The sequence below is a fragment of the Rhodococcus sp. 14-2483-1-2 genome, assembly GCF_002259405.1.
Lineage (GTDB): Bacteria > Actinomycetota > Actinomycetes > Mycobacteriales > Mycobacteriaceae > Rhodococcoides.
Window position 1 is genome coordinate 399,067 of the sequence record NZ_NPFW01000002.1, and the last position, 21,125, is coordinate 420,191.

The window sequence follows — 21,125 nt, forward strand, 5'->3', positions numbered from 1 at the left end:
GCAAGCATGGACGGTCGCACCCGCCACTACGGCGACTTCTACGAACTGGCGGACAACCCGGGTCTCCGCGCCCAGGACGACAGACCGCTTCTGCTCGTCTGGGGAAATTGCCAGGCCGAGGCGCTGCGTATCCTCCTCGCTTCCGATCCGGCCATGCCGCTGCGCACGGTGCGCATCCCTCCTGTGCACGAGCTGGAATCCTCGGACCTGCCCCACGTCGACCGCCTCGTGCGTCAGGCGTCGGTGCTGCTCACCCAGCCGGTACGAGCCGGCTATCGGTCACTGCCGCTGGGGGTGCCCGACCTCACGGAAGCACTCGCACCCGACGCCACCGTCGTCCGGTGGCCGGTGCTCAGATACGCGGGGCTGCACCCCTTCCAAGTCATCGTTCGACACCCGAGCGACCCCGCTGCGGTCCCGAACATGGTGCCGTACCACGACTTACGGACGATTCTCGCCGCCCGTCGCGGCCTCGGCGGCGACGAGGACTGGGATCGATCGGTCTCGGACGCCGGTCTGCGACAGGCAGCCGAGGCGAGCCTCGACGAGTTGCGGCGACGCGAACGCCGGGACACCGATATCGTCGCCTCCGATCTGTTCGGAGGTGCCGGGAGCAACGCCACCCACACGATCAACCATGCGACCAATGTGGTGCTCTGTGCCCTTGCCCAACGGATACTCGATCAGTTGAATACCGGCAGCACGGTCCGGGATCCGGGACGCGAGTTGCTCGGAGGTGTTCGCGCGCCAGTCGAGAGACGAGTGCTGAATGCACTTGGCCTGCAGGGTGATTCGCGGCCGAATTGGTCGGTGGACGGCGCTCCTCTGTCGCCGGATTCCGTTCACCGCGCTCACCTGCAGTGGTACGCAGATCGTCCCGAATTCGTCGGTGCGGCGCTCGAACGGCACGCGGAGCTGATCCGAACACTGGAGCTGGCACCGTGACCGGCACGGTACATCATCTGGTGATGGGGCCGAACGAGCACGGTGTCGTCCGCTGCGCACGCGAATTGGCCTCCGCAACAGCGAGTCCGGTGGTGTCGGATCTCGAGCATCCTCCGCTCGACACTCCCCTCCACGTGCACTTCACCGACCGGCTGTTCGGCCGAACTGCAGGGGAGGCAGCGGATGCTTTCGTCGCCTTCGCGCAGCGGCACCGTGCACCGATCACCGTCACGGTGCACGATGTTCCGCAGGCATCCGACGGCCACGCGTTCGAGGCGCGGAAGGACTGCTATCGACGGGTGGCACACTGCGCCTCGGCCGTCGTCGTCTCCAGCATGCACGAGCGGCTGCTGCTCGAGGACGTCCTGGATCGTCGGCACGACGTTCGGGTGATCCCGCTCCCGATCGGACGCGCGGCGGCGCGGACCGAGGACCGCGTCGCCCCGCGAAGAATCGTCGGAATACTCGGATTCGTCTATCCGGGCAAGGGGCACGAGGAGGTACTCGATGCCATGACGTCGCTGGACACCGATGTCGACGTTCTCTCTATCGGGTCCGCGTCACCGGGCCACGAATCCATGATCGGCGAACTCGGTCGTGCTGCAGAGCAACTCGGGCGATCGTTCACCTCCACCGGTTTCGTTCCCGATGTCGCGCTGAACGAGCTCCTGCGGTCGGTTGCGATTCCCGTCGCATTCCACCGACACGTATCGGCATCGGGTTCGATCAATTCCTGGATCGCGGCAGGCCGTCGGCCACTCGTCCCGCGCGGTCGATACGTGGAGGAAATGGAGGCCAACTCCCCCGGCGCGCTGTGGATTCACGAGAATTCGGTCGAGTCTCTCGCCGCTGCGATGGCAGAGGCTCTGCTCCATCCCGACAGGACATGGCAACAGCACGACGTGGTCACCTACCCCACGCTCGAGCAGGCCGCCGCGCTGTACCGCGGATTGTTCGACGAACGATGTGCGACAACGGCGACGGAGCTACCCGACGGCCGGTGGGTGGTACCGAGCAATCGGTGGGATCTCGCCGAGCCCGTCGATCGGGATCCGCGAGTGTCCGTGGTGATCCCGTACTTTCGCCAGCAGCGTCAGCTGGAGTTCGTACTCACTGCGCTCACACTGCAGAGCTACTCGGCCTCCCTGCTACAGGTGATCGTGGCCGACGACGGGTCCCCCGAAGCACCGGACGTCGATGCCTTTCGGCCCGCTCTCGACATCACCGTCGTTCGACAGGAGGATCTCGGCTTTCGCGCAGCGGCTGCGCGCAATCTCGGCGCATCGGTCGCCGACGGGGAGATCCTGTGTTTTCTGGACGCGGACACCGTCCCCGAACCCGGGTACATCGCGGAATCGGTACGGCTGACAGGGGCCCTTCCCGATGCCCTCACCGTGGGTCGGCGACGCCACGCCGATCTGACGGGCTGGTCCGCCGAGGACGTGGCCGGATGGTTCGGCGGCGGATCGGCCGGACCGCCGGAGTTGTCCGAGCCTGCGTGGCTTCGGGACGGGTATTCCCACTCACGAGACCTGCTCGACACCGATCGACGTTCGTACCGGTACATCATCAGCGCCGTCATGTCGTGCAGCCGTCAGCTGTTCTCCGAGATCGGTGGATTCGACGAGACATTCGTCGGATACGGCGGAGAGGACTGGGATTTCGCACATCGCGCGTACGACGCAGGCGCCGTCCTTGCGCACCTGCCCCGAGCGGTCGCCTGGCACGACGGACCCGAATGGGCCGAGCGGACGGGCGGGGATCGCGAACGCAAGAATCTCGAAGCCCTGATGCTGTCCTCGCGCATCACCGACCCTGCCGCTCGCACGCACGGCCTCGTCTACGCCGTGCCCGAGATCGTCGTGATCGTCGATTCCGCCGGACACAGTTCGGCTTCGCTGCTCGCCACCGTCGGTTCCGTTCTGCGCGAGCAAGATTGCGCGGTGTGGATGGACGGTCCGGACGCGGCGACGTTGCGAGAGCCGTGGGGCGACGTCGACCCACGCATTCATCTGGGTCGCCCTGCCGACACCGGTCGCAGCCACGTCGTCGTGCACGTGCGCGGACTCGTGTTGTTCGGTGATCACGCTCTGCGCCGAATGCTGGCAACCGGCGCCGATCGCATGACCGTGGACGTCGGCGGCAGCGGTGTCGTCGAGTGTCGCAGTTCGCGTTCGAGTGCGCGTGCGGCGCGGTGGGCCGATGCGCTCGGTCGCGATCCGCTCGACGTGGCCGGAGAGCTCTTCGGGCACATGCACCGCACGGCCGTCGAATTCGGGATCTCGACCGGCGAACATCAACCGAATCTGTCCTGGTGATGGCGAATACGGTGTGGTGGCCACTGATGGAAGAATGGGAGTCCGCGCTCGTCGGGGACGACGTAACAGCAAGGTCGGGTGGACAATGAACAGAACGCTGTATTCGATGATCTGGATGATGGCGATCATCGCCTTGGTTGCATTGATCTGGGGCACAGTCGGATACGTGTATGCCGACGAACATCCGCTGCGCCGAGCGGCGTTCGTCGGTGGCGGAGTGTTGATCTCGGGATGGCTGCTCGTGTTCGCTGCCGTCGGCATCAAGATCTCGCGACTGAAAGCACGCAGGAGAGCAAGCAACTCCGAAGACGACTGAGGACTCGGCCGGGGTGCGGATTGAGAACGCTGTGGGCGGGTACTCCGCCTCGAAGTCTCGACGCGCACACGCCGGTCACCCGCTCGTCGAGTTCCTCTCAGTCAGTGCCGAGCAAGGGTCCTCGATGGTCAATCAGCGCAGTACGTCGAAGCAGCAGCGTATTCCGGCACGGCCGGCGACTCGCGAGGAGTATCTGTCGACGTGGTCGACGCTGCACAACCACATCGATCCATCCTCGTCCGCGCTGGTCTCGGGTTGGCTCCGTGTCGTCTACTCGTTGAGCGCGCCGCTGGTGCGCGCGTCCGTCTCCGCTCACGCCGTCACCCTCACCGCCGTCGTCGTGGCAGGAGCGGCAGTGGCTCTGTCGCGACCCGGCACCTCGGCACCACTGATCGCAGCTGTACTGATCGTGATCTCCGGCCTGCTCGACGGTATCGACGGCGGAGTCGCGATGATCGGCCGTTCCCAATCCCAATGGGGGTACCTGCTCGACACCGTCGCCGATCGCTGCAGCGACCTGCTGCTACTGGCCAGCGGTCTTGCTCTCGGAGCCCCGATGCCGCTCGTCGTCGCGGTGGGCGTGACGACGTTGCTGCACGAGATGGCCCGTGCCCGCGCAGTGGGTTCCGGCATCGAGGATGTCGGCTTCCTGACGGTGTGGGAGCGTCCCTCGCGGGTGATAGCGGCTGCGGTCACGGCAACTGTCGCCGGTGCCGCCCCGGCTGCTGCCGGAACATCGGCGACCATCGGAATGTCGGTGACGTGCGCACTCGCGGTCGTCGGGTTCACCCAGTTGATGTTCGGGTTGCATCGTCGAGCCGATCGAACTCGGCAGTGACCAGCCAGCCGGCGAGAGCCAGCACATGGAACACGAACATCCACAACATGATTGCCACCCCGCCGCCGATAGCGGTGAGGCCTCCGAACGGCGCACCCAGGTCCACCGGAATCGCCAGGAACAAGATGAATCCGTGTACGAATCCGGTGACGATGGACGAGGTGACGAGTGATCCGACGATCAACGCCCGCCAGCCCACCGCGCGAGGCGCGATCACGCGATAGGTCCACGCCAACGGGACCGACAGGATCAACCACAGGCAGTTGAAGCCGAGGAACACGCGCAGCGTCATGGCACCGATTCCGCCGCCCCCGGTCAATGCGTCGAGCAACCGCGCAACGCAGAGGACGCCGGCCAGTAGGACCGGTGCCGCGGCGAAGAACGGCACCATCGCAAGCCGACCGCGCCAACCGGTGAACGATTCCCGAGTCGGTGCGAACCGCACGATCGCCCGTCGCAGACCCTCACCGTAGAACGTCGCGGGAAATATGGCGATCAGGACGCCGATCGGTCCGAGTTCGACTCCGGCCGTAGCCAATCCATCCACTGCCGCGCGCGCACCGAGGGCGTCGGGCAGCAACGCCGACATGGCGTCGAATCCGCCACGGACCCAGTCCGCCGACACCAACAGGGTGCAGGCGCGGATGGTGAGAAGCAGCAGCGGCACCACGGCGATGACGGCGTAGAAGGTGAGTCCGCCCGCGATCAAGGTGGTGTCCTCGCGGGCGAATCCAGCTTTGATCGCGCCGACTCCCCGCGCTGCCCGGGTGCGTATCGAGGTCATCACGCGGTCATCTCGCGCGGGCACCGAAGTACACGCCGACCGTCACGGCCTCATTCAAGGGTGATGTCCACTCCGTCGATGACCTTGAGAAACGGGCAGATCGACTTTGCCTGCGCCAACACTGCTTCGGCGTCGTCGGTGCCCGGGAGAGAAACCGCGAGGGCGAACCTCGCGTCGTAACCGGATGCGTCGGAGTCGGTGAGTACGACGGTGCCCCTCACCGCGAGATCGTCGACGCTGCCTCCGACGGTTCCGAGCGCGATACGCAGAGATTCGACCAGGCAGCTCGACAGTGCGGCGGCCATCAGCTGCTCGGGGTTGGTGCACTGCCCCGGCCCACCGAGTTGCTCGGGTTCGCGCACACCGAGCGAGAGGACGCCGTCGTCGGAGGTGACTCCCGTTGCGGTGGCAGAGACAGTTGCTGTGTACAGCGCGGTGTTCATCGATGTCGGATGTCCAGTCGGCAGCCGATCGAAACCGCCGGAGCAGGCGAGCGCAAGACGAGACCGGAGGGTACGTGTCGATGTTCACATATCGCACACATCAGTTTGACCGAGCCTACTCACGGGTAACGCTGCTGTCAGGGCCGAGCATCACGCTGTGACCCACAGGCATCGGCCAGAGAAAATCGACCACCCGACCGAAAGGGGAGCACCATGAGCACATCCACGTTGATCGCGCAGTTGCGCATCGCACTGCAGCTGACGAACACCGAAATCCAGATCGCGGAAACTCGCGTCGTTCAGGCGCGCACCGAGGCGGTACGCAGGGAGCTGACTCAGAACGCCGCGAACGGACGCGAGCGCGCAGCAGCCATCGAGGAAGCCCTTCGCGGACTCGGCGGACTGCCCGAACTCGTCGCACCGTTCCTGGGCCGCACACTCGCTGCCGTCAAGACGGTCGCGGAGCAGGCACAGCCGTTCGACGAGGCCCTGCTGGGCGATCTCGCACTGGAGCAGCAGCTCCTGGGCCGCGCCAAGTACATCAAGGCACTGGCAACGGCAGCCGACGAGCCCACCGTCGTCGCACTGGCGTCTCGGCTGGTCACGGCGCACAGCGCAACGGTGGAGTGGCTCGAGACCGTACTCGCGGAAGACGCCCTCGGCGGACCCGCAGCGTTGCGTCGTACTCCGTTCCAGGCCGCCGCAGGCACCGCGGTCAAGATCGTCAACGCACCGGCAACCTGGTCGGCTCGCGGACTCGATCGCGCACTGGACGCAGCTCGCGCCACCCCGGACCGCCTCGCAGCGCTTCTGGGCCGCGGCGCTCACGCCGGTGACGTGGCTGTCAGGACTCTGACGGCAAGTCGCGACGCAGCACTCGAGGCAGCCGAGGACGTCACCCGCAGCGAGGGAGTCGATTCGGTCGCCGACGCGATCCACACCGCACGGTCGGCCGGCGGAACCCTGGATGCCGACGAGTTGCCGATCGCGGACTACGACGACCTGAACGTTTCGGACGCCGTTGCCGCCATCAAGGACCTCACGAACCCGGCCGACGTTCGCACCGTCGTGACGTACGAAGAGGCACACAAGAACCGCCACGGAGTCGTGTCCGCAGGACAGACGCGCGTGGCAGCAATCGCCAAGGATGTCATCTCCGTCGACTGACGACGATCGACCGATCCTTCTGCGAATACCGATGCGGCCCGTGAACTTCCGGGCCGCATCGCTGTATTCGAAGCACTCGACTAGGGCTTCAGCAAGACCTTGATCGCTCCGTCCTGCTTCTTCTGGAAGATCTCGTATGCATGCGGAGCTTCCTCGATCGAAAGCTCGTGTGTGGCGAACGAATCGACACCGAGAGGATCGTCGTCACCGAGCAACGGCAAGATGTCGTCGACCCACTTCTTGACGTTCGCCTGCCCCATGCGGAGCTGAATCTGCTTGTCGAACATGGTCATCAGCGGCAGCGGATCGGCCATACCTCCGTACACCCCGATGATCGAGATGGTTCCGCCGCGGCGGACGATATCGATCGCCGAGTACAACGCGCCGAGCCGATCGACACCGGCCTTCTGCATCATCGGCGCGGCGACCGCGTCCGGGAGCATTCCGACGATCTGCTGCGCGAGTTTGCCGACCGGAGATCCGTGCGCCTCCATGCCCACCGCATCGATGACCGAGTCCGTGCCCCGACCGTCGGTCATCTCGCGAATGACGTCGCCGACGCCACCGCTGTGCTCGGCCAGGTTCACCGTCTCGATTCCCCGTGCCTCGGCGCGGGCGAGTCGCTCGGGAACGAGGTCGACGGCGATCACTCGCGCACCCTTGTGCTGTGCGATGCGCGCTGCCATGTCTCCGATGGGCCCGAGACCGAGAACCGTCACCGATCCTCCGTCGGGAATTGCCGCGTATTCGACGGACTGCCATGCGGTCGGCAACACATCGGAGAGGTAGACGAATCGCGAATCCGGCGGACCCTCCGGCACTTTGATGTGGGTGAACTGTGCCTGCGGAACGCGGAGATACTCGGCCTGACCGCCGGGAACCTGCCCGTAGAGCTTGGAGAAGCCGAACAGTGCCGCGCCCATTCCCTGCTCACGAACCTGGGTGGTCTCGCACTGGGTGTACAGGCTCGAATTGCACATGTAGCAGTGCCCACAGGAAATCTGGAACGGAATGACCACTCGGTCTCCGACTGCCAGATCGCCTGTCTGCGAACCGACTTCCTCGACGATGCCCATCGGCTCGTGGCCGAGGATGTCACCTTCGTCCATGAAGGCACCGAGTGTTTCGTACAGATGCAGGTCCGAACCGCAAATGTTGGTGGTCGTGATCTTCACGATCGCGTCCGTCGGCAGTTCAATCCGCGGATCGGGAACGGTGTCCACGCTGACTTTCCTCTTGCCTTGCCAGGTCACTGCGCGCATGTGGTCCTTCCGATGGAACGACTCCGAAGTTCGATGTCGTGCACTGCGCATTGCCTGTTGTGACAGGTGACAAACACAGACGCCGTGAGTGGTTGGTACCGCCCCGCAGCGGGTAGCCACCACTATGACCGCGCTGTTCTCAGTCGACCCGTCCACTGCTCGCTCTCCCGCACTGCCCACCCCCTGTGGGCCGATCTCCGAGGCCATCACCCGATGCCTGACCGCGGGTGAGCCGAACGGGACTGCGATCGCGCCGGCACCGACCGAGGTCGATCCCACGTCACGAGACGTGCAACTGTCACTCCTCATCTGCTACGAGCTGCACTACCGCGGGTTCGAGGGTGTCGCAGACGCCTGGGAATGGGACCCCGAACTCCTTCGACTCCGAGCCGCGCTCGAATCCGCCTTCCTGACGTACGTACGGGAGAACGTGGAACCCGGCACGGACGCGGTTGCGGAGATGGATGCGCTGTCCGTCGAGGCGACCTCGGGAACCGGTCCGTCATGGTTCCTGCGCGACGAGGGGACATGGGAGCAGATGTGCGAGTACTTCGTGCACCGGTCCGTCTACCACCTCAAGGAAGCCGATCCGCATGCCTGGGCCATCCCTCGATTGACGGGTTTGACCAAGGCGTCGTACGTGGCAGTCGAATTCGACGAGTACGGCGGCGGCAAGGGCGACCGACTGCACCAGCATCTGTGGGCCGAATCGATGGTGGCCGCAAACCTCGATGCGTCGTACCTCGGCTACGTCGATCGCGTTCCGGCGCAGACACTGGCCTGGGTCAATCTCATGTCGTTGTTCGGTTTGCACCGGGGTCTGCGCGGTGCCACGGTCGGCCACCTCGCCGCGACCGAGATCACCTCGTCGCCCGGCTCGCAGCGCTATGTCGAGGGGCTGCGGAGGCTCGACGCCCCCGCGGCATGCATTGCGTTCTACGCCGAGCACGTCGAGGCCGACGCCGTGCACGAGCAGGTGCTACGTCACGACGTGGTCGGCAGTCTTCTGCGCCACGAGCCCGAACTCGCGGAAGACGTGGTGTTCGGAATGCGTGCATTGGATTTCGTCGAGAACGAACTCGCCGACCACGTGATGAGGCGATGGTCTGCCGGTCAGTCCTCGTTGGACTGAGAGGGTCGCCTCTTCGCTCGGTGGCTCGTGTCGCACAGTGGATAGTTCTTGCTGCGCCGACACGTGCACACCGCGACGACGAAGCGATCGGACTCCACTCGCGTACCGTCGTCGAGTTCGATGTTCACCGGTCCGTCGATCAGCATCGGTCCGCCGCGAACGATTCTCACCGTGGTGCGAGCAGCTGCCGAGTCATCGTCTGTCGCCACGAACAACCACCAACTCCTCTGTTCGACGACCGGCAGCCAGTACGCCACGAGCTTCGAGCCACTGTGCGCGACGATGCATCACCGGTCCGAAGTCGATCCTTCGTCTGCTGACCTCCGCCACCGAGAATCCGTTGTCGGCGAGCATGTTCACGGTGCGTCGCGGTCCGGAGAACTCCGAGTGGACGACGAGCAACACCCCGCCCGGAGCCAGCAAGGAGGCAGCGGCTCGGCACAGTGGATCGAGCACCATCCGGCCGTCCTCGCCTGCGTCCCAGGCACGGTGCAACCCCATTCCGGTCGGCACGACCTCGGAGGGAACGTACGGAGGATTGCAGAGCACCACGTCGAACGGTTCGAGTTCGGCAGCCTCGGCCAAGGATCCCACTCTGACGTCCACCTCGACCCCGACCGAGCGCGCGTTGCGCTGGGCACAGTGGACTGCACGGGGTGCGATGTCGAATGCCACCACCTCACGTGCACCCAACAGTGCAGCGGTGATGGCCACCGCACCACTTCCGGTGCACATGTCCAGTACTCGCGCCCCGGGAACAACACCCGTCGTGGCCGCGATTTCGCACAGCAGAAGCGAATCCTCCTGCGGTTCGTACACGCCGGGATCGGCGTGCACCGACGTCAGGGTTCGAACGGAATCGGATTCGGCTGTCGTCATCGGCGTGCCTCCCACGGTGTAGCGATCGTTGTCGTATTCCCGTCGGGCCCGCAGTCAAACCCGTTGCCGTTTCGAGGCTTACGAACACTCAACCCCGGGTAGTCCTGTGAAGCGTGGTTGAGGAGTAGCCCGCGGTCCCCGTATGTCGACTGTCGACTCCCCCGCGCGCTGGGCAAGAGTTCGGCTGCTCAGGAGAGTGTTCATGACCGTCGTACCGTCCATCACGTCCCCGCTCGCGGAAGTGATTCCGTCACTGACCGACTCGCAGAGCCTCGATTCCGAGATGACGCTCTCGGTCGACGAGAGCGCAGGTGCCGACATCGTCGTGCGAGTGATCGGCACGATCGGTGACTCGGACGTTCCTGTTCTGGCCGAGACGCTCGGTGAGGCCGCCGAGCGCGGGCGAGCGTTGATTCTCGACCTGTCGTCGGTGGCAGGCGTTGCCGCGGGTGTCCACTCCGTGCTCGACGCCACCGCCATTCGACTCGGACGATGGAATCAGCAACTGACAGTGATGCTTTCACCAGCTCTGCAGCAGTCCGGAATCGATCTCGTACCGGATCGCGTCGAGGTGCGTCGATCGACGACCGAGCCAGTGATCATGCCGACAGCGGACCCCAGGTGATCCGTTCGGTGACGGTACGGGCACCCGTCGATCCGCGAAAGGTGTTGCTGTGACCACCCCTGACACGACCTACGACGTGCTCGTCGTCGGCGGCGGCAACGCGGGCATCAGTGCGGCAGCGCGGCTGCTGAAGAAGGGCATCACCGACGTCGCGGTGCTCGAGCCCAAGCAGGTGCACACCTATCGCCCACTGTTGTCGTACGTGGGCTCCGGTCAGGCGGCGCTGGCCGAGGCCGAGCGCACCCAGCGTTCGGTGATTCCGACCGGATGCGTGTGGCTGGAAGACTCGGCGACAGCGATCGACCCGGTGAACCGTCTGGTGCGATGTGCTTCGGGCACGGTATACGGCTACCGCGATCTGGTGCTCGGTCAAGGCCTGGACGTCGACAACGACGCGCTGCCCGGGGTGTGGGCTGCTCTCCGATCCCCCAGTGTCACCAGCAATTACCTCGACCGAGCCGAACGCACCTGGCAGCTGGTACGCGATCTGCCTGCCCGCAGCAGCGCGGTGTTCACCGTGCCGCGCCCACCGGTCGGGTGCACCGGCACCACGCTCAAGCCGTTGTTCCTCGCCGCAGACCACTGGACCCGTACCGGCCGCATGCCGGGAATCGACATCACGCTGGTGGTGGACCGCGATCGACTACTGGGTGTCCCGCAACTCGACGAATCGGTGCTCGCACGGCTCCGCGAGCTCGGCGTGCGAATCCTGACCCGCACTGCGGTGACGGCATTGCACCCGGACAGCGGACACATCACCGTCACGGACCACGACGGCGTCGACGAGCGCCTCGGCTACGACATGCTGCACCTCGTACCGCCGTTCCGCGGTCCGAAGTGGCTGCAGGAATCGAACCTGAGCGGGTCCGCGCCGCACGGTGTCGTCGACATCGACGGACGGACTCTGCGCCACCGGGTGTATCCGGAGGTCTGGGCCGCGGGTGACGGCGCAGCCATCGACACCGACTCCTCGGGTGGCGCACTGCGCAAGCAGATTTCGATTCTCGTCGACAATCTGATCGCGGCCCGCAGCGGGCAACCGTTGTCGGAGTACGACGGCTACACCGTCGCGCCCATCGCGGTCGGCGCACACAGCTTGATCGCCGCCGAGTTCGATCGCACCGGAACGCTGACGCCATCGTTGCCGTCGTTCGTCGATCCGCTCAAACCCAGGCGCTCCGCCTGGGCGTTCGACCGATACGGTCTACCGCTGTCCTACTGGAACATGATTCTCGCCGGCCGACTCTGACCGGTCGGGCGACTCCATGAACCCGTCGGGGTCGCGGACGACGACCCGGTGACCGTCGTCCTCCAGCGCACGAAACGCATCGCGCAGGAGCCGTCGAGCCGAGCCGTCGATAGCACGGACCTCACTGAAATCGACCGTCGTACAGGTGGTTTCGCCGAAACCTTCGACCAACCGAGCAGTGACCGCCTCTGCACCCGCGAATCGAAGATCGCCCTGCAGCTCGACGGTGGTCACGCCCTCCGACTCGGTCACGCTACGGACGGCCGATTCACCGCTGGGTGCGACATGCATCATGTGCAGACCCAGATCGCGTGACAGCTTCTCGAACACCGCCACCCCACGCACGCTGTTGCCGTGCTCGTTCAGTCTCGGCGACAGCACGGCAATCCCCACCTGCCCCGGCAACACACCGATGATCGCCCCGGCCACTCCGCTCTTGGCCGGGATCCCCACGGTCGCAAGCCAGCTGCCACTGCCGTCGTACATTCCACAGGTCGCCATGACCGCCAGCACGTGGCGATCGATCGCTGGGTCGAGTACTTGTTCGCCCGTCTCGGGATCCTTCCCGCCGTTCGCCATCACCGCGGCGATCCTGGCGAGGTCGTTGCAGGTCACGGTCACCGCACACTGACGCGCATAGCCGTCGACGACATCGGCGGGCTCGGCTCCGAGATGGCCGACCGACTTCAGTAGGTGTGCGATCGCGGTGTTCCGATCGTCGGATTCCAGTTCGGCCTCGTACACCTGACGGTCGACGGAGAGTTCGCGTCCGGCCATCCTGCTCAGAAGATCCGTCATTCGCCCCGCCCGCTCTTCGCTCCCGCGGCCTCGGATCATCGAATGCACCGCCAGCGCACCGGCATTGATCAACGGGTTCCGCGGTCTTCCGGTCTCCGATTCCAGGGATATCTCGTTGAACGAGTCGCCCGACGGTTCGACGTCGACGGCCTCGAGCACCGCCTCGATGCCGTTGTCCTCGATGGCGACCGCGTACGCGAGGGCTTTGGCTATCGATTGGATCGAGAATTCGGTGTCGGTATCACCCGCTCCGTGCAGCGATCCCCCGACGGTGGCGAGGGCGACTGCGAACGTGTCGGGATCCGCCGCGGCCACAACCGGGTTGCCCTCGGTCACCGTCCCCCCGTCGAACTGTCGACAGTCCTCCAACACGGACGCGAGATATTCGGGAACAGGCGATCTCATGTGTCCACGCTAGTCCTCGACTAGGAGGTCTTGACATCACGGCCGTGCTGCCGCTTACACTCCTGGTTCCTCGACCGTTGTAGGGCCCCCTCCCGCAGAGATCGGATTTCCTGACGTGCGATTGCGACGCCTGATCGCTACCGATTCGACAGATCGCCTGGCCGTGTACGCACCCGAGTCGGGGGTGTGGGTCGATCTCGATGCCGCCGTGTCGACGTTGGGTGCCGACGAGTCTCTACGCGCACTCACCCGCACCGTGCTCGGGTTTCTCGATGCCGGCGAACGTGCGCGCGACGCGGCCTCGGCCGTGGTGCAGCGCGCGGTGTCCGAGGCAGTCGCGGTGATCGACCGACCGGCACCGACACTTCCGGTGGTTCCGGCGTCGCTTCGCTGCTTCCTCGGCTGGGAGGCTCACTGGGATCTGGCTGCGCACAACCTGGTTCGTCGCAACCTTCCGAAAGCCGTTCCCTTCATCCGCGGATTCGAAGCCGTCACTCGATCGACGTTTCCAGCGCTTCGACCGGGGCCGGGATTCGAGGATCATCCGGTCTACTACACCGGCAACCACCTCACCGTCGTAGCCGACGAGGCTCCGGTCGAGTGGCCGTCCTACAGTCGGGCGCTGGATTTCGAGCTCGAGTTCGGAGCCGTGGTGACCAGGCCCGTCCGCGACGCATCCGAACGTGAGGCCACCGCGGCGATCGGCGGCTACGTGGTGTTCGACGACATCAGTGCCCGCGATACCCAGTGGGAGGAGCAGCGCCGCACCCCGTTCGGTCCGGTGGTCAAGACCAAGACGTTCGCCAGCTCCATGGGAGCCGACATCGTCACCGCCGACGAGGTGACGCCGCATCTGGACTCGTTGACGGCCACCGTCACGGTCGACGGCGAACTGTGGTCGACGACCGGCACCGCAGGCATGCGCTACTCGGTCGGCGAATCTCTCGCGTATGCCTGTCGCGGCGAAAACGTCTATCCCGGTGAGCTGTTGACGTCCGGCACGCTTCCTCGCGGATGCGGCCTGGAACTCGACCGCTGGATCGCCCCTGGCGATCGCGTCGAACTGAGTATTCAGCGAATCGGATCGGTCGCCAATACGATCGGGACTCGCTGAATTTTTCGCCGACTCAGCGCTCGAGGTCGGACTTGTCGGTCGATGCGTCCTGGAACATCTCCAGGAACGACCCGAATCCGGATGCTCCCTTGCGTGATTCGTCCATGTTGTGGTCGACGGCTCCGGCCGCCCCCTCGTCGTGTGTCATGTCTTGTAGCCTGCCGCTCGGAAATTGCAGCGAGTCGGGGACGAAGGACACGAATTGGCAACGAAAGGTAACGGACCGATAACGACGAACTCGAAGCTATGGATGGATCGAGCACGGTTTCCATCCATAACTTCGAGTTCGGTAGAGAGAACTAGGAGAGCTCGAACCGATCGAGCATCATGACCTTGTCCCAGGCAGCGACGAAGTCCGCCACGAACTTGTCCTTTGCGTCGTCGCAGGCGTAAACCTCTGCGAGAGCACGCAATTCGGAGTTCGATCCGAACACCAGGTCGTTACGAGTTCCGGTCCACTTCTTCTCACCGGTCGCCGCGTCCTTGGCCTCGTAGATGCCGTCCTCCGCGGTGGGGACCCATTCGGTTCCCATGTCGAGGAGGTTGACGAAGAAGTCGTTGGTGAGCGTTCCGACCTTGTCGGTCAGGACGCCGTGCGACGACTTGCCGAAGTTGGCTCCGAGCACACGCAGTCCGCCGACGAGCACGGTCATCTCGGGTGCGCTGAGCGACAACAGGTTCGCCCGATCGATGAGGGAGTACTCCGCCGGAAGCTTCTGGCCCTTGCCGAGGAAGTTACGGAAACCGTCGGCCTTCGGCTCGAGATCGGAGAACGAATCGACGTCCGTCTGCTCCTGCGTCGCGTCCATGCGACCCGGGGTGAACGGCACGCTGACACCGGACGCCTGCTCGAGCGCGGCAACGCCACCGAGAACGACGAGATCGGCGAACGAGACCGTTCCGGAGAACGACTGCTGGATTCCTTCGAGCACACGAATGACCTGTGCGATCTCGTCGGGCTCGTTGACCTCCCAGCCTGCCTGCGGCTGCAGGCGCAGACGGCCACCGTTGGCTCCGCCGCGCTTGTCGCTGACCCGGAACGACGACGCCGCGGCCCAGGCTGCCGAAATCAGCTGATCCTGAGTCAGTTCGGAGCCGAGGATCGCCTGCTTGAGCTCGGCGATCTGCGCCTCACCGATCAGTTCGTGATCGACGGCCGGGATCGGGTCCTGCCAGAGCAGAGTCTCGGACGGGACCTCGGGGCCGAGGTAGCGCGAGACCGGGCCCATGTCGCGGTGGGTGAGCTTGAACCAGGCCTTCTGGAACTCCTCTGCGAGTTCCTCGGGATGATCGAGCCAGCGACGGGTGATCTGCTCGTAGATCGGGTCGACGCGCATCGCGATGTCGGAGGTCAGCATCGACGGGTGGCGACGCTTGGTGGGATCGGCGGGATCGGGAACGAGATCTGCGCCCTCGCCGTTCTTCGGGCGCCACTGGTGCGCACCTGCGGGGCTCTTGTGCAGCTCCCACTCGAATCCGTACAGCGTCTCGAGGAAGCTGTTGTCCCACTGGGTGGGCGTGGGGGTCCAGATGACTTCGAGGCCACTGGTGATCGCGTCCGCACCGACACCGCTCTGGTAGCTGTTCTTCCAGCCGAGGCCCATCTGCTCGATGGGTGCACCCTCGGGCTCGGCACCGATGTGCTCGTCGGGATCCGCTGCACCGTGCGTCTTACCGAAGGTGTGTCCACCGACGGCGAGTGCCGCGGTCTCGATGTCGTTCATGGCCATCCGGCCGAACGTCTCGCGGATGTCCAGTGCGGACTGCACCGGATCCGGGTTGCCGTTGGGGCCCTCGGGGTTGACGTAGATCAAGCCCATCTGCACTGCGGCCAAGGGGTTTTCGAGACTCGTGCGGTCACCGTTGTAGCGCTCGTCTCCGAGCCAGGTCTGCTCCGGGCCCCAGTAGACGTCCTCGTCCGGCTCCCAGGCGTCGACGCGGCCGCCGGCGAAACCGTAGGTGGGCAGGCCCATCGACTCGATGGCGACGTTACCGGTGAGCACGATGAGGTCGGCCCAGGAGAGCTTACGGCCGTACTTCTGCTTGACCGGCCAGATCAGACGACGAGCCTTGTCAAGGCTGGCGTTGTCCGGCCAGCTGTTCAGGGGTGCGAAGCGCTGCATGCCCGCTCCGGCACCGCCGCGCCCGTCCTGCTTGCGGTACGTGCCCGCTGCGTGCCATGCCATGCGAATGAAGAAGGGGCCGTAGTGACCGAAGTCTGCAGGCCACCAGGGCTGCGAGTTGGTCATGAGGGCTTCGATGTCGCGCTTGACCTCGGCGAGGTCGAGGGAGTTGAACTCGGCTGCGTAGTCGTAATCGGCACCCATCGGGTCGCCGACGGCCGGGTTCTTCTTGAGAATCTTGAGGTTCAGAGCCTTGGGCCACCACTCACGGTTGCCGCCACCCTCGACGGGCATCGGCATCGAGTCGTGCATGACGGGACACTTGCCACCCGACTCCTGTGGCTGGTCCTCGTTCATCTCTTTTTCGCGTGTTACGTGATCTTCTGACACGTGCTTCCTTCCAGGGTGTGACGATCGGGCTGTGATCGAGGTCGGTTCACGAACTCTGCTGTATCCGAGAACCGGGAGGGAACGAAACAGGAGCTGTCGACTGCCCCCGAGCAGTCGAACACTGTGCGCAGAAGCCCCAGTAGATGACTTCCGCCTCGTCGATCGTGAAACCGACGGAGTCCGATGCGGTGAGACACGGCGTTTCGCCGACCGCGCAGTCCACGTCTGCGATGACGCCGCAGGAGCGGCACACCGCGTGGTGGTGGTTGTCGCCGACACGAGATTCGTACCGGGCGGGAGATCCTGCCGGTTCGATTCGCCGTACGAGGCGCGCCGCGGTCAACGCATTGAGCACGTCGTACACGGTTTGCCGAGACACCTCGGGCAGCACCGATCGCACGAGTCCGAGGATCGTGTCGGTGTCTGCATGAGGATTGGATCCGACGACCTCGAGCACCGCGACCCTGGGTCGGGTCACGCGCATATCGGCGGTGCGTAACAGCTCCGCGTACGGTGAGATCGGCATCACAGTAATACTATCCTCCGCTTTTCTGGACAAAGTCAAGTATGCAGCCCAATTCACCGGATGTCGACCGCAACGCCGCCCCGGAGCGAACACGACGCCCACTGTTCGCTCTCCCGTCGCTCCCTCGTGGGATTCGACCCGACCTCAGGCCAGTGCCAGGAACAGCTTCTCCAGTTCGGCCTCGGTCATCGGCTCCTTTTCGCCCGCACTCTCACCCGTCATGCATTCACGCAGACCGGTGGCCACGATCTTGAATCCGGCCTTGTCCAGTGCGCGGGAGACCGCGGCGAGCTGAGTGACCACATCCTTGCAATCGCGTCCGTTCTCGATCATCCCGATCACGCCGGCAAGCTGACCGTGCGCACGCTTGAGCCGGTTCAATACCAGTGCGATGCTGTCTTCGTCGCCGATCATGTCGATCCCCTCGATGGTTGTGGTAATGAACCCGATGGTACCCCCGGGGGCATCAAGCGTGATCGGATCCGGTACCGCCCAGTGCCGCAATCGCTGCCTGCAGTTTCGCGGTGGCCTCGGAGGCGACCGCACCCAACTCGGGCTCACCGGTGACCTCGACCATGATTGCCGGGTTCATCGCCTCGACGACGACGGATCCCACCACTGCCGTGTTCTCTCGGACCACCACGTTGCACGGCAACAGCAGACCGATCTGCTTCATCACTCCGACGGCGCGATGAGCCAGTCCCGGGTTGCAGGCGCCGAGGATCACGTAGCGCTCCATGTCCTCGCCGAGCTTGGCTTTCAGGGTGGCCTGCATGTCGATTTCGGTGAGAACACCGAATCCTTGCTCCGACAACGCCTTCCTCGTGTTGTCGATCGCAGTGTCGAAATCGGTGTCGGTCAATGTGGTGGACAATGCGATGTTCATGGTGACTCCTCGGAGATTGTTGTATCAGTGCGAAAAGCGGATGGAGGGCAGCACCGCGCGCAGCCACGCCGGCGACCACCAGGCACCGTGCCCGGTCAACCGCAACAGGACAGGAAGCAGCACGAGCCGAACGAGAAATGCGTCGAGCAGTACAGCGACACCGAGGATGATGCCCATCTCCTTGGGTGGCAACGGTTCGGACAGTGCGAACGTGAAGAACACTGCCACCATCACCGCTGCTGCGGCAAAGATGACCCGCCCCGAGTGGGCCAACCCGTCGACCTGAGCAACCTTGGAATCACCCGAGCGCTCGTAGTGTTCCTTGGCGGTGGCCAGCAGGAACACCGTGTAGTCCATGGCGATGGCGAAGATCATCGCGAAGAAGAACACCGGGCCCCAGCCGTCGAGGAATCCTTGCGGCGTGAAGCCGAGCAGTGACGCGCCGTGGCCGTCCTGGAAGATCAATTTGGCGACTCCGAAGGCTGCGGCAGTCGACAGCAGGCTCACCAGAGTGCCGAGCAGCGCGATCAGCGGGGCCTGCAGCGCCACCAGAAGCAGCACGAAACCGAGGACGAGGATGATCCCGACGACGATCGGCAGGTAGTCGTTCAAGGCCTGCTGAAGATCCAGGTTCTCGGCAGGTGCTCCTCCGACGAGTGCCGAATCGGGCAGCGCGGCGCGCAGATCCGCGAGAATCGAGCCCATCGCTTCGTCGGACGGATCCACCGACGGAATTGCCTGCAGCAGTGCATATCCGGATCCGTCGGTCGCGGTCTGTGGCGGCGTCACCATCGAGATCCCGTCGACCCCCGCAGCGGCAGTCGCGGTGTCGAGAGCATCGGCGTCGGGAACCACGATCTGCAGCGAACCCGGTGCGCCCGGGCCGAATTGAGCCTGCACCAACTCGTAGCCCTGCCGCACCGGCGCATCCTCCGGCACCACGGCGATGGACGGCATCGCCACCTTCAAGCCGAGCACCGGAAGTGCCAGGGCGATCAGAATCCCCACGGAGACGACGGCGAACGGCCACGGGTGCTTGTGCAACAACTCGCCCCATGCTGCGAACTTCGGGGATCGATGCTCCTGACGCTTGGCGTACGGCAACGATGCGGCATTGACCTTCGGTCCGAGCGCCCCCAATGCCGCAGGCAGCAGCGTCATGGTCGCCAGCAACACGAAGGCGACGGCCAGCATGATCCCGACAGCCATGGTGCGCACCGCAGGCGCAGGGACGAGCAGTACTGCGGACAGACTCACCAACACCGTCAGACCGGACAACACGACGGCTTTGCCTGCGGTGTCCATGGTTTCGGCCACTGCCGCCCGAGGGTCGGCGTTTCGCAACGCATCACGGAATCGAGCGACGATGAACAGCGCGTAGTCGATTCCGAGCGCGAGGGCGAACATCATCGCGAAGTTCATGGCCCACACCGAGATCGGCGTGACGCCGTTCAGCAGGACGAGACCACCGGCGGATGCGACGAGCCCGGCGACGGTGAGCAGCAGCGGCAATCCCGCGGCGACGAGTGATCCGAAGGCAAGCACCATGATCGCCAAAGTGACCGGCCACGAGAACAGTTCGGCCTGGATCATCGCATCGTGGTTCGCCTTGTTGAAGTCCGACCACAGGGCCGAGGAACCGGTGGGGTACACCTCGATTCCGTCGCTCGAGAGCGCGGTCAACCGTTCCTTCACATCGTCGACGGCTTTGACCATCTCGTCGGTCGTGCCGTTCGCGCCGGCGATGACGATGCCGGTTCGGCCGTCCGGGCTGATCGTCATACCCGGTTGCGGGGCGACGACGTCCCCGAATCTGGAGTCACCGGCGAATACGTCGGACACGTCGGCAATCACATCTTGGACGGCGGCATCGGTGATGGGTGCCGTGTCGGAGTGGACGACCACCTGCACCGCCGCCGAGGAATTGCCGCCGAAGTGCTGCTGGGCCAGCTCTCGAACCTGTACGGATTCGGATCCGTTCGCCTGCCATCCCGCTCCGGCGAGAGACGAGAACACCGAGGGCGCAAACGAACCGAGGGCCACGAGCACGATGAGCCACACGCCGAACACCCATCGACGGTGCGTCACCATCGAGCCGCCCGCGCGGCCGAGCAGGCCCGGCTCGGCCACAGGCCGATCATCCGGTGGACGAACAACTTCGGCATCGCGCAGCGACATGGTGCTCCTATACGGGTGGGGGTATCGAACGAGGTAGACGAAACCCCGGAACGATCGAACGTGCCCACCCTCGCACATACCCAAGGGGGTATGCAAGTACCCCTGGGGGTATCACCTCCAGGGGTACTCGAATGTCAGAGTCGACGGACTGCTGTTGTCATCCGCCGGTCAACGCCTGCCGTTCCACTGTTTCTCGATGCCGCGCAACACCTCGAGCGTCCGAGCCGAATCGGCATCGACTGCCATCCTCGACCGAGCGCGCTCGAGCGCACGCTCGGCACGAACGACCGCACGGTGCCCCGAGTCGGTGGCCTCGACCATGTACTGCTGCCGATTTCGCGGATTGACGCTCCGCACCAGCAGCCCCGACTCCACGAGACTGGCCGTCGTGGCGGTGATACTCGTCCGGTGCCGTACCAACTCCCGCGACAGCGCACTGTAGGACATCGGCCCTCGCCTGGACACCAGTTCCAGCACCTCGTACCTCGCCCAGCTCAGCCCCTGTGCGTCCAGTGCCTCCGCCAGACGAACGCGCGCGGCCGACGCCATGCGCAGCACTGTGGACACGATTTCGAGCTCGGTGGAATGGACCGGCGAGGTACCACCGTCGAACGATTCAGCGAGGGCAGTCATCGGACACTCCCCTACTTGATCTCTGCGAGGACGGTGCCTTGGGTGATGGCGTCGCCTGCGGTGACGGTCAGGCCGGTGATGGTGCCTGCTTTGTGGGCGTTGACGGGGTTTTCC

The 21,125-nt window shown here is 64.9% G+C and carries 23 protein-coding genes; 9 read left to right on the plus strand and 14 right to left on the minus strand.

From position 1 onward, the window contains the following. The first annotated feature begins 6 nt into the window (after positions 1-6). The 4 genes from CH295_RS01785 to CH295_RS01800 all read left to right on the plus strand — a co-directional run bounded on the left by CH295_RS01785 (position 7) and on the right by CH295_RS01800 (position 4,417). Positions 7-945: a WcbI family polysaccharide biosynthesis putative acetyltransferase gene (locus tag CH295_RS01785; RefSeq protein WP_252341860.1), complete on the plus strand. Its 939-nt coding sequence runs from the start codon at positions 7-9 to the stop codon at positions 943-945. Continuing rightward, a complete protein-coding gene (locus tag CH295_RS28180) occupies positions 942-3,263 on the plus strand; it encodes a glycosyltransferase (RefSeq protein WP_252341861.1) in 2,322 nt (773 codons plus the stop codon). Before CH295_RS01785 ends, CH295_RS28180 begins: the two co-directional genes overlap by 4 nt. 85 nt (positions 3,264-3,348) lie before the next feature. Further along, positions 3,349-3,579 carry a hypothetical protein gene (locus CH295_RS01795; RefSeq protein WP_230596266.1) on the plus strand — a complete coding sequence of 77 codons (231 nt, stop codon included), beginning with the start codon at positions 3,349-3,351 and terminating at the stop codon, positions 3,577-3,579. A 13-nt stretch (positions 3,580-3,592) separates the two neighbouring features. Next, positions 3,593-4,417 (plus strand): CDP-alcohol phosphatidyltransferase family protein, encoded by an 825-nt coding sequence (locus tag CH295_RS01800; RefSeq protein ID WP_094739576.1) that lies wholly within the window; start codon positions 3,593-3,595, stop codon positions 4,415-4,417. Here the strand turns inward: CH295_RS01800 and CH295_RS01805 are convergent. Both CH295_RS01805 and CH295_RS01810 read right to left on the minus strand, forming a co-directional pair. Next, positions 4,365-5,201: a YihY/virulence factor BrkB family protein gene (locus tag CH295_RS01805; RefSeq protein ID WP_037190646.1), complete on the minus strand. Its 837-nt coding sequence runs from the start codon at positions 5,199-5,201 to the stop codon at positions 4,365-4,367. The genes CH295_RS01800 and CH295_RS01805 overlap by 53 nt on opposite strands. A gap of 50 nt (positions 5,202-5,251) precedes the next feature. Further along, on the minus strand, positions 5,252-5,644 hold the full coding sequence (locus CH295_RS01810; RefSeq protein ID WP_094739577.1) for an OsmC family protein: 393 nt from the start codon (positions 5,642-5,644) through the stop codon (positions 5,252-5,254). Positions 5,645-5,857: 213 nt separating this feature from the next. Here CH295_RS01810 and CH295_RS01815 point away from each other — a divergent pair, with 213 nt between their 5' ends. Next, positions 5,858-6,811, plus strand: a complete 954-nt coding sequence (locus CH295_RS01815) for a hypothetical protein (protein WP_094633600.1) — start codon at positions 5,858-5,860, stop codon at positions 6,809-6,811. Positions 6,812-6,891: 80 nt separating this feature from the next. On the opposite strand, the gene CH295_RS01820 is transcribed toward CH295_RS01815, so the two are convergent. Continuing rightward, a complete protein-coding gene (locus CH295_RS01820; protein WP_037190642.1) occupies positions 6,892-8,073 on the minus strand; it encodes a zinc-dependent alcohol dehydrogenase in 1,182 nt (393 codons plus the stop codon). 124 nt (positions 8,074-8,197) lie between these two features. On the opposite strand from CH295_RS01820, the gene CH295_RS01825 reads away from it, so the two are divergent. After that, a complete protein-coding gene (locus CH295_RS01825) occupies positions 8,198-9,205 on the plus strand; it encodes an iron-containing redox enzyme family protein (RefSeq protein WP_094739578.1) in 1,008 nt (335 codons plus the stop codon). On the opposite strand, the gene CH295_RS01830 is transcribed toward CH295_RS01825, so the two are convergent. Together CH295_RS01830 and CH295_RS01835 are read right to left on the minus strand one after the other, a co-directional pair. Continuing rightward, positions 9,187-9,351 carry a CDGSH iron-sulfur domain-containing protein gene (locus CH295_RS01830; RefSeq protein WP_082323658.1) on the minus strand — a complete coding sequence of 55 codons (165 nt, stop codon included), beginning with the start codon at positions 9,349-9,351 and terminating at the stop codon, positions 9,187-9,189. The genes CH295_RS01825 and CH295_RS01830 overlap by 19 nt on opposite strands. 46 nt (positions 9,352-9,397) lie before the next feature. Further along, on the minus strand, positions 9,398-10,084 hold the full coding sequence (locus CH295_RS01835) for a HemK2/MTQ2 family protein methyltransferase (protein ID WP_094739579.1): 687 nt from the start codon (positions 10,082-10,084) through the stop codon (positions 9,398-9,400). Positions 10,085-10,286: 202 nt separating this feature from the next. Here CH295_RS01835 and CH295_RS01840 point away from each other — a divergent pair, with 202 nt between their 5' ends. Both CH295_RS01840 and CH295_RS01845 read left to right on the plus strand, forming a co-directional pair. After that, positions 10,287-10,709 (plus strand): hypothetical protein, encoded by a 423-nt coding sequence (locus CH295_RS01840; RefSeq protein WP_141216925.1) that lies wholly within the window; start codon positions 10,287-10,289, stop codon positions 10,707-10,709. Positions 10,710-10,758: 49 nt separating this feature from the next. Continuing rightward, a complete protein-coding gene (locus CH295_RS01845; protein WP_094739581.1) occupies positions 10,759-11,958 on the plus strand; it encodes an NAD(P)/FAD-dependent oxidoreductase in 1,200 nt (399 codons plus the stop codon). Here CH295_RS01845 and glsA read toward each other — a convergent pair. Further along, on the minus strand, positions 11,914-13,161 hold the full coding sequence (glsA, locus tag CH295_RS01850; RefSeq protein ID WP_094739582.1) for a glutaminase A: 1,248 nt from the start codon (positions 13,159-13,161) through the stop codon (positions 11,914-11,916). The two genes, CH295_RS01845 and glsA, sit on opposite strands and share 45 nt — an antisense overlap. A 115-nt stretch (positions 13,162-13,276) precedes the next feature. Between glsA and CH295_RS01855 the strand changes: the two genes are divergently transcribed. Further along, complete coding sequence (locus tag CH295_RS01855; protein ID WP_170945705.1) at positions 13,277-14,275, plus strand: fumarylacetoacetate hydrolase family protein; 999 nt, start codon at positions 13,277-13,279, stop codon at positions 14,273-14,275. A 13-nt stretch (positions 14,276-14,288) separates the two neighbouring features. Here CH295_RS01855 and CH295_RS28405 read toward each other — a convergent pair whose 3' ends face one another. From CH295_RS28405 to CH295_RS27425, 8 genes are all read right to left on the minus strand, one after another. Continuing rightward, positions 14,289-14,423: a hypothetical protein gene (locus CH295_RS28405; protein WP_255138680.1), complete on the minus strand. Its 135-nt coding sequence runs from the start codon at positions 14,421-14,423 to the stop codon at positions 14,289-14,291. 151 nt (positions 14,424-14,574) lie between these two features. Beyond that, positions 14,575-16,755: a catalase/peroxidase HPI gene (gene katG / locus CH295_RS01865; protein WP_212556134.1), complete on the minus strand. Its 2,181-nt coding sequence runs from the start codon at positions 16,753-16,755 to the stop codon at positions 14,575-14,577. Positions 16,756-16,834: 79 nt separating this feature from the next. Further along, positions 16,835-17,314 carry a Fur family transcriptional regulator gene (locus CH295_RS01870; RefSeq protein WP_094633595.1) on the minus strand — a complete coding sequence of 160 codons (480 nt, stop codon included), beginning with the start codon at positions 17,312-17,314 and terminating at the stop codon, positions 16,835-16,837. 144 nt (positions 17,315-17,458) lie between these two features. After that, positions 17,459-17,728 carry a metal-sensitive transcriptional regulator gene (locus CH295_RS01875; protein WP_032397635.1) on the minus strand — a complete coding sequence of 90 codons (270 nt, stop codon included), beginning with the start codon at positions 17,726-17,728 and terminating at the stop codon, positions 17,459-17,461. 52 nt (positions 17,729-17,780) lie between these two features. Next, the gene (locus CH295_RS01880; protein WP_094739585.1) at positions 17,781-18,200 is read right to left on the minus strand and encodes a DUF302 domain-containing protein; all 420 of its coding nucleotides are present in this window, start codon (positions 18,198-18,200) and stop codon (positions 17,781-17,783) included. A 24-nt stretch (positions 18,201-18,224) separates the two neighbouring features. Next, positions 18,225-20,378: an MMPL family transporter gene (locus CH295_RS01885; protein WP_252341862.1), complete on the minus strand. Its 2,154-nt coding sequence runs from the start codon at positions 20,376-20,378 to the stop codon at positions 18,225-18,227. Between the two features lie 168 nt (positions 20,379-20,546). Next, positions 20,547-21,011: a MarR family transcriptional regulator gene (locus CH295_RS01890; protein ID WP_052047656.1), complete on the minus strand. Its 465-nt coding sequence runs from the start codon at positions 21,009-21,011 to the stop codon at positions 20,547-20,549. An 11-nt stretch (positions 21,012-21,022) separates the two neighbouring features. Beyond that, the coding region (locus CH295_RS27425; protein ID WP_141215328.1) for a biotin/lipoyl-containing protein at positions 21,023-21,125 on the minus strand (103 nt) is incomplete at its 5' end.

Excerpts from the sequence above, each read along its gene's own strand:
- CH295_RS01885 (WP_252341862.1), bottom strand. The coding sequence starts at position 20,378 with ATGTCGCTGCGCGATGCCGAAGTTGTTCGTCCACCGGATGATCGGCCT.
- CH295_RS01820 (WP_037190642.1), bottom strand. The coding sequence starts at position 8,073 with ATGCGCGCAGTGACCTGGCAAGGCAAGAGGAAAGTCAGCGTGGACACC.
- CH295_RS01830 (WP_082323658.1), bottom strand. The coding sequence starts at position 9,351 with ATGCTGATCGACGGACCGGTGAACATCGAACTCGACGACGGTACGCGA.
- CH295_RS01825 (WP_094739578.1), top strand. The coding sequence starts at position 8,198 with ATGACCGCGCTGTTCTCAGTCGACCCGTCCACTGCTCGCTCTCCCGCA.
- CH295_RS01880 (WP_094739585.1), bottom strand. The coding sequence starts at position 18,200 with ATGAACATCGCATTGTCCACCACATTGACCGACACCGATTTCGACACT.
- CH295_RS01870 (WP_094633595.1), bottom strand. The coding sequence starts at position 17,314 with ATGCCGATCTCACCGTACGCGGAGCTGTTACGCACCGCCGATATGCGC.
- CH295_RS28405 (WP_255138680.1), bottom strand. The coding sequence starts at position 14,423 with ATGACACACGACGAGGGGGCGGCCGGAGCCGTCGACCACAACATGGAC.
- CH295_RS01795 (WP_230596266.1), top strand. The coding sequence starts at position 3,349 with ATGAACAGAACGCTGTATTCGATGATCTGGATGATGGCGATCATCGCC.
- glsA (WP_094739582.1), bottom strand. The coding sequence starts at position 13,161 with ATGAGATCGCCTGTTCCCGAATATCTCGCGTCCGTGTTGGAGGACTGT.
- CH295_RS01810 (WP_094739577.1), bottom strand. The coding sequence starts at position 5,644 with ATGAACACCGCGCTGTACACAGCAACTGTCTCTGCCACCGCAACGGGA.
- CH295_RS01815 (WP_094633600.1), top strand. The coding sequence starts at position 5,858 with ATGAGCACATCCACGTTGATCGCGCAGTTGCGCATCGCACTGCAGCTG.
- CH295_RS01890 (WP_052047656.1), bottom strand. The coding sequence starts at position 21,011 with ATGACTGCCCTCGCTGAATCGTTCGACGGTGGTACCTCGCCGGTCCAT.
- katG (WP_212556134.1), bottom strand. The coding sequence starts at position 16,755 with ATGAACGAGGACCAGCCACAGGAGTCGGGTGGCAAGTGTCCCGTCATG.
- CH295_RS01840 (WP_141216925.1), top strand. The coding sequence starts at position 10,287 with ATGACCGTCGTACCGTCCATCACGTCCCCGCTCGCGGAAGTGATTCCG.
- CH295_RS01785 (WP_252341860.1), top strand. The coding sequence starts at position 7 with ATGGACGGTCGCACCCGCCACTACGGCGACTTCTACGAACTGGCGGAC.
- CH295_RS01805 (WP_037190646.1), bottom strand. The coding sequence starts at position 5,201 with ATGACCTCGATACGCACCCGGGCAGCGCGGGGAGTCGGCGCGATCAAA.
- CH295_RS01835 (WP_094739579.1), bottom strand. The coding sequence starts at position 10,084 with ATGACGACAGCCGAATCCGATTCCGTTCGAACCCTGACGTCGGTGCAC.
- CH295_RS01875 (WP_032397635.1), bottom strand. The coding sequence starts at position 17,728 with ATGATCGGCGACGAAGACAGCATCGCACTGGTATTGAACCGGCTCAAG.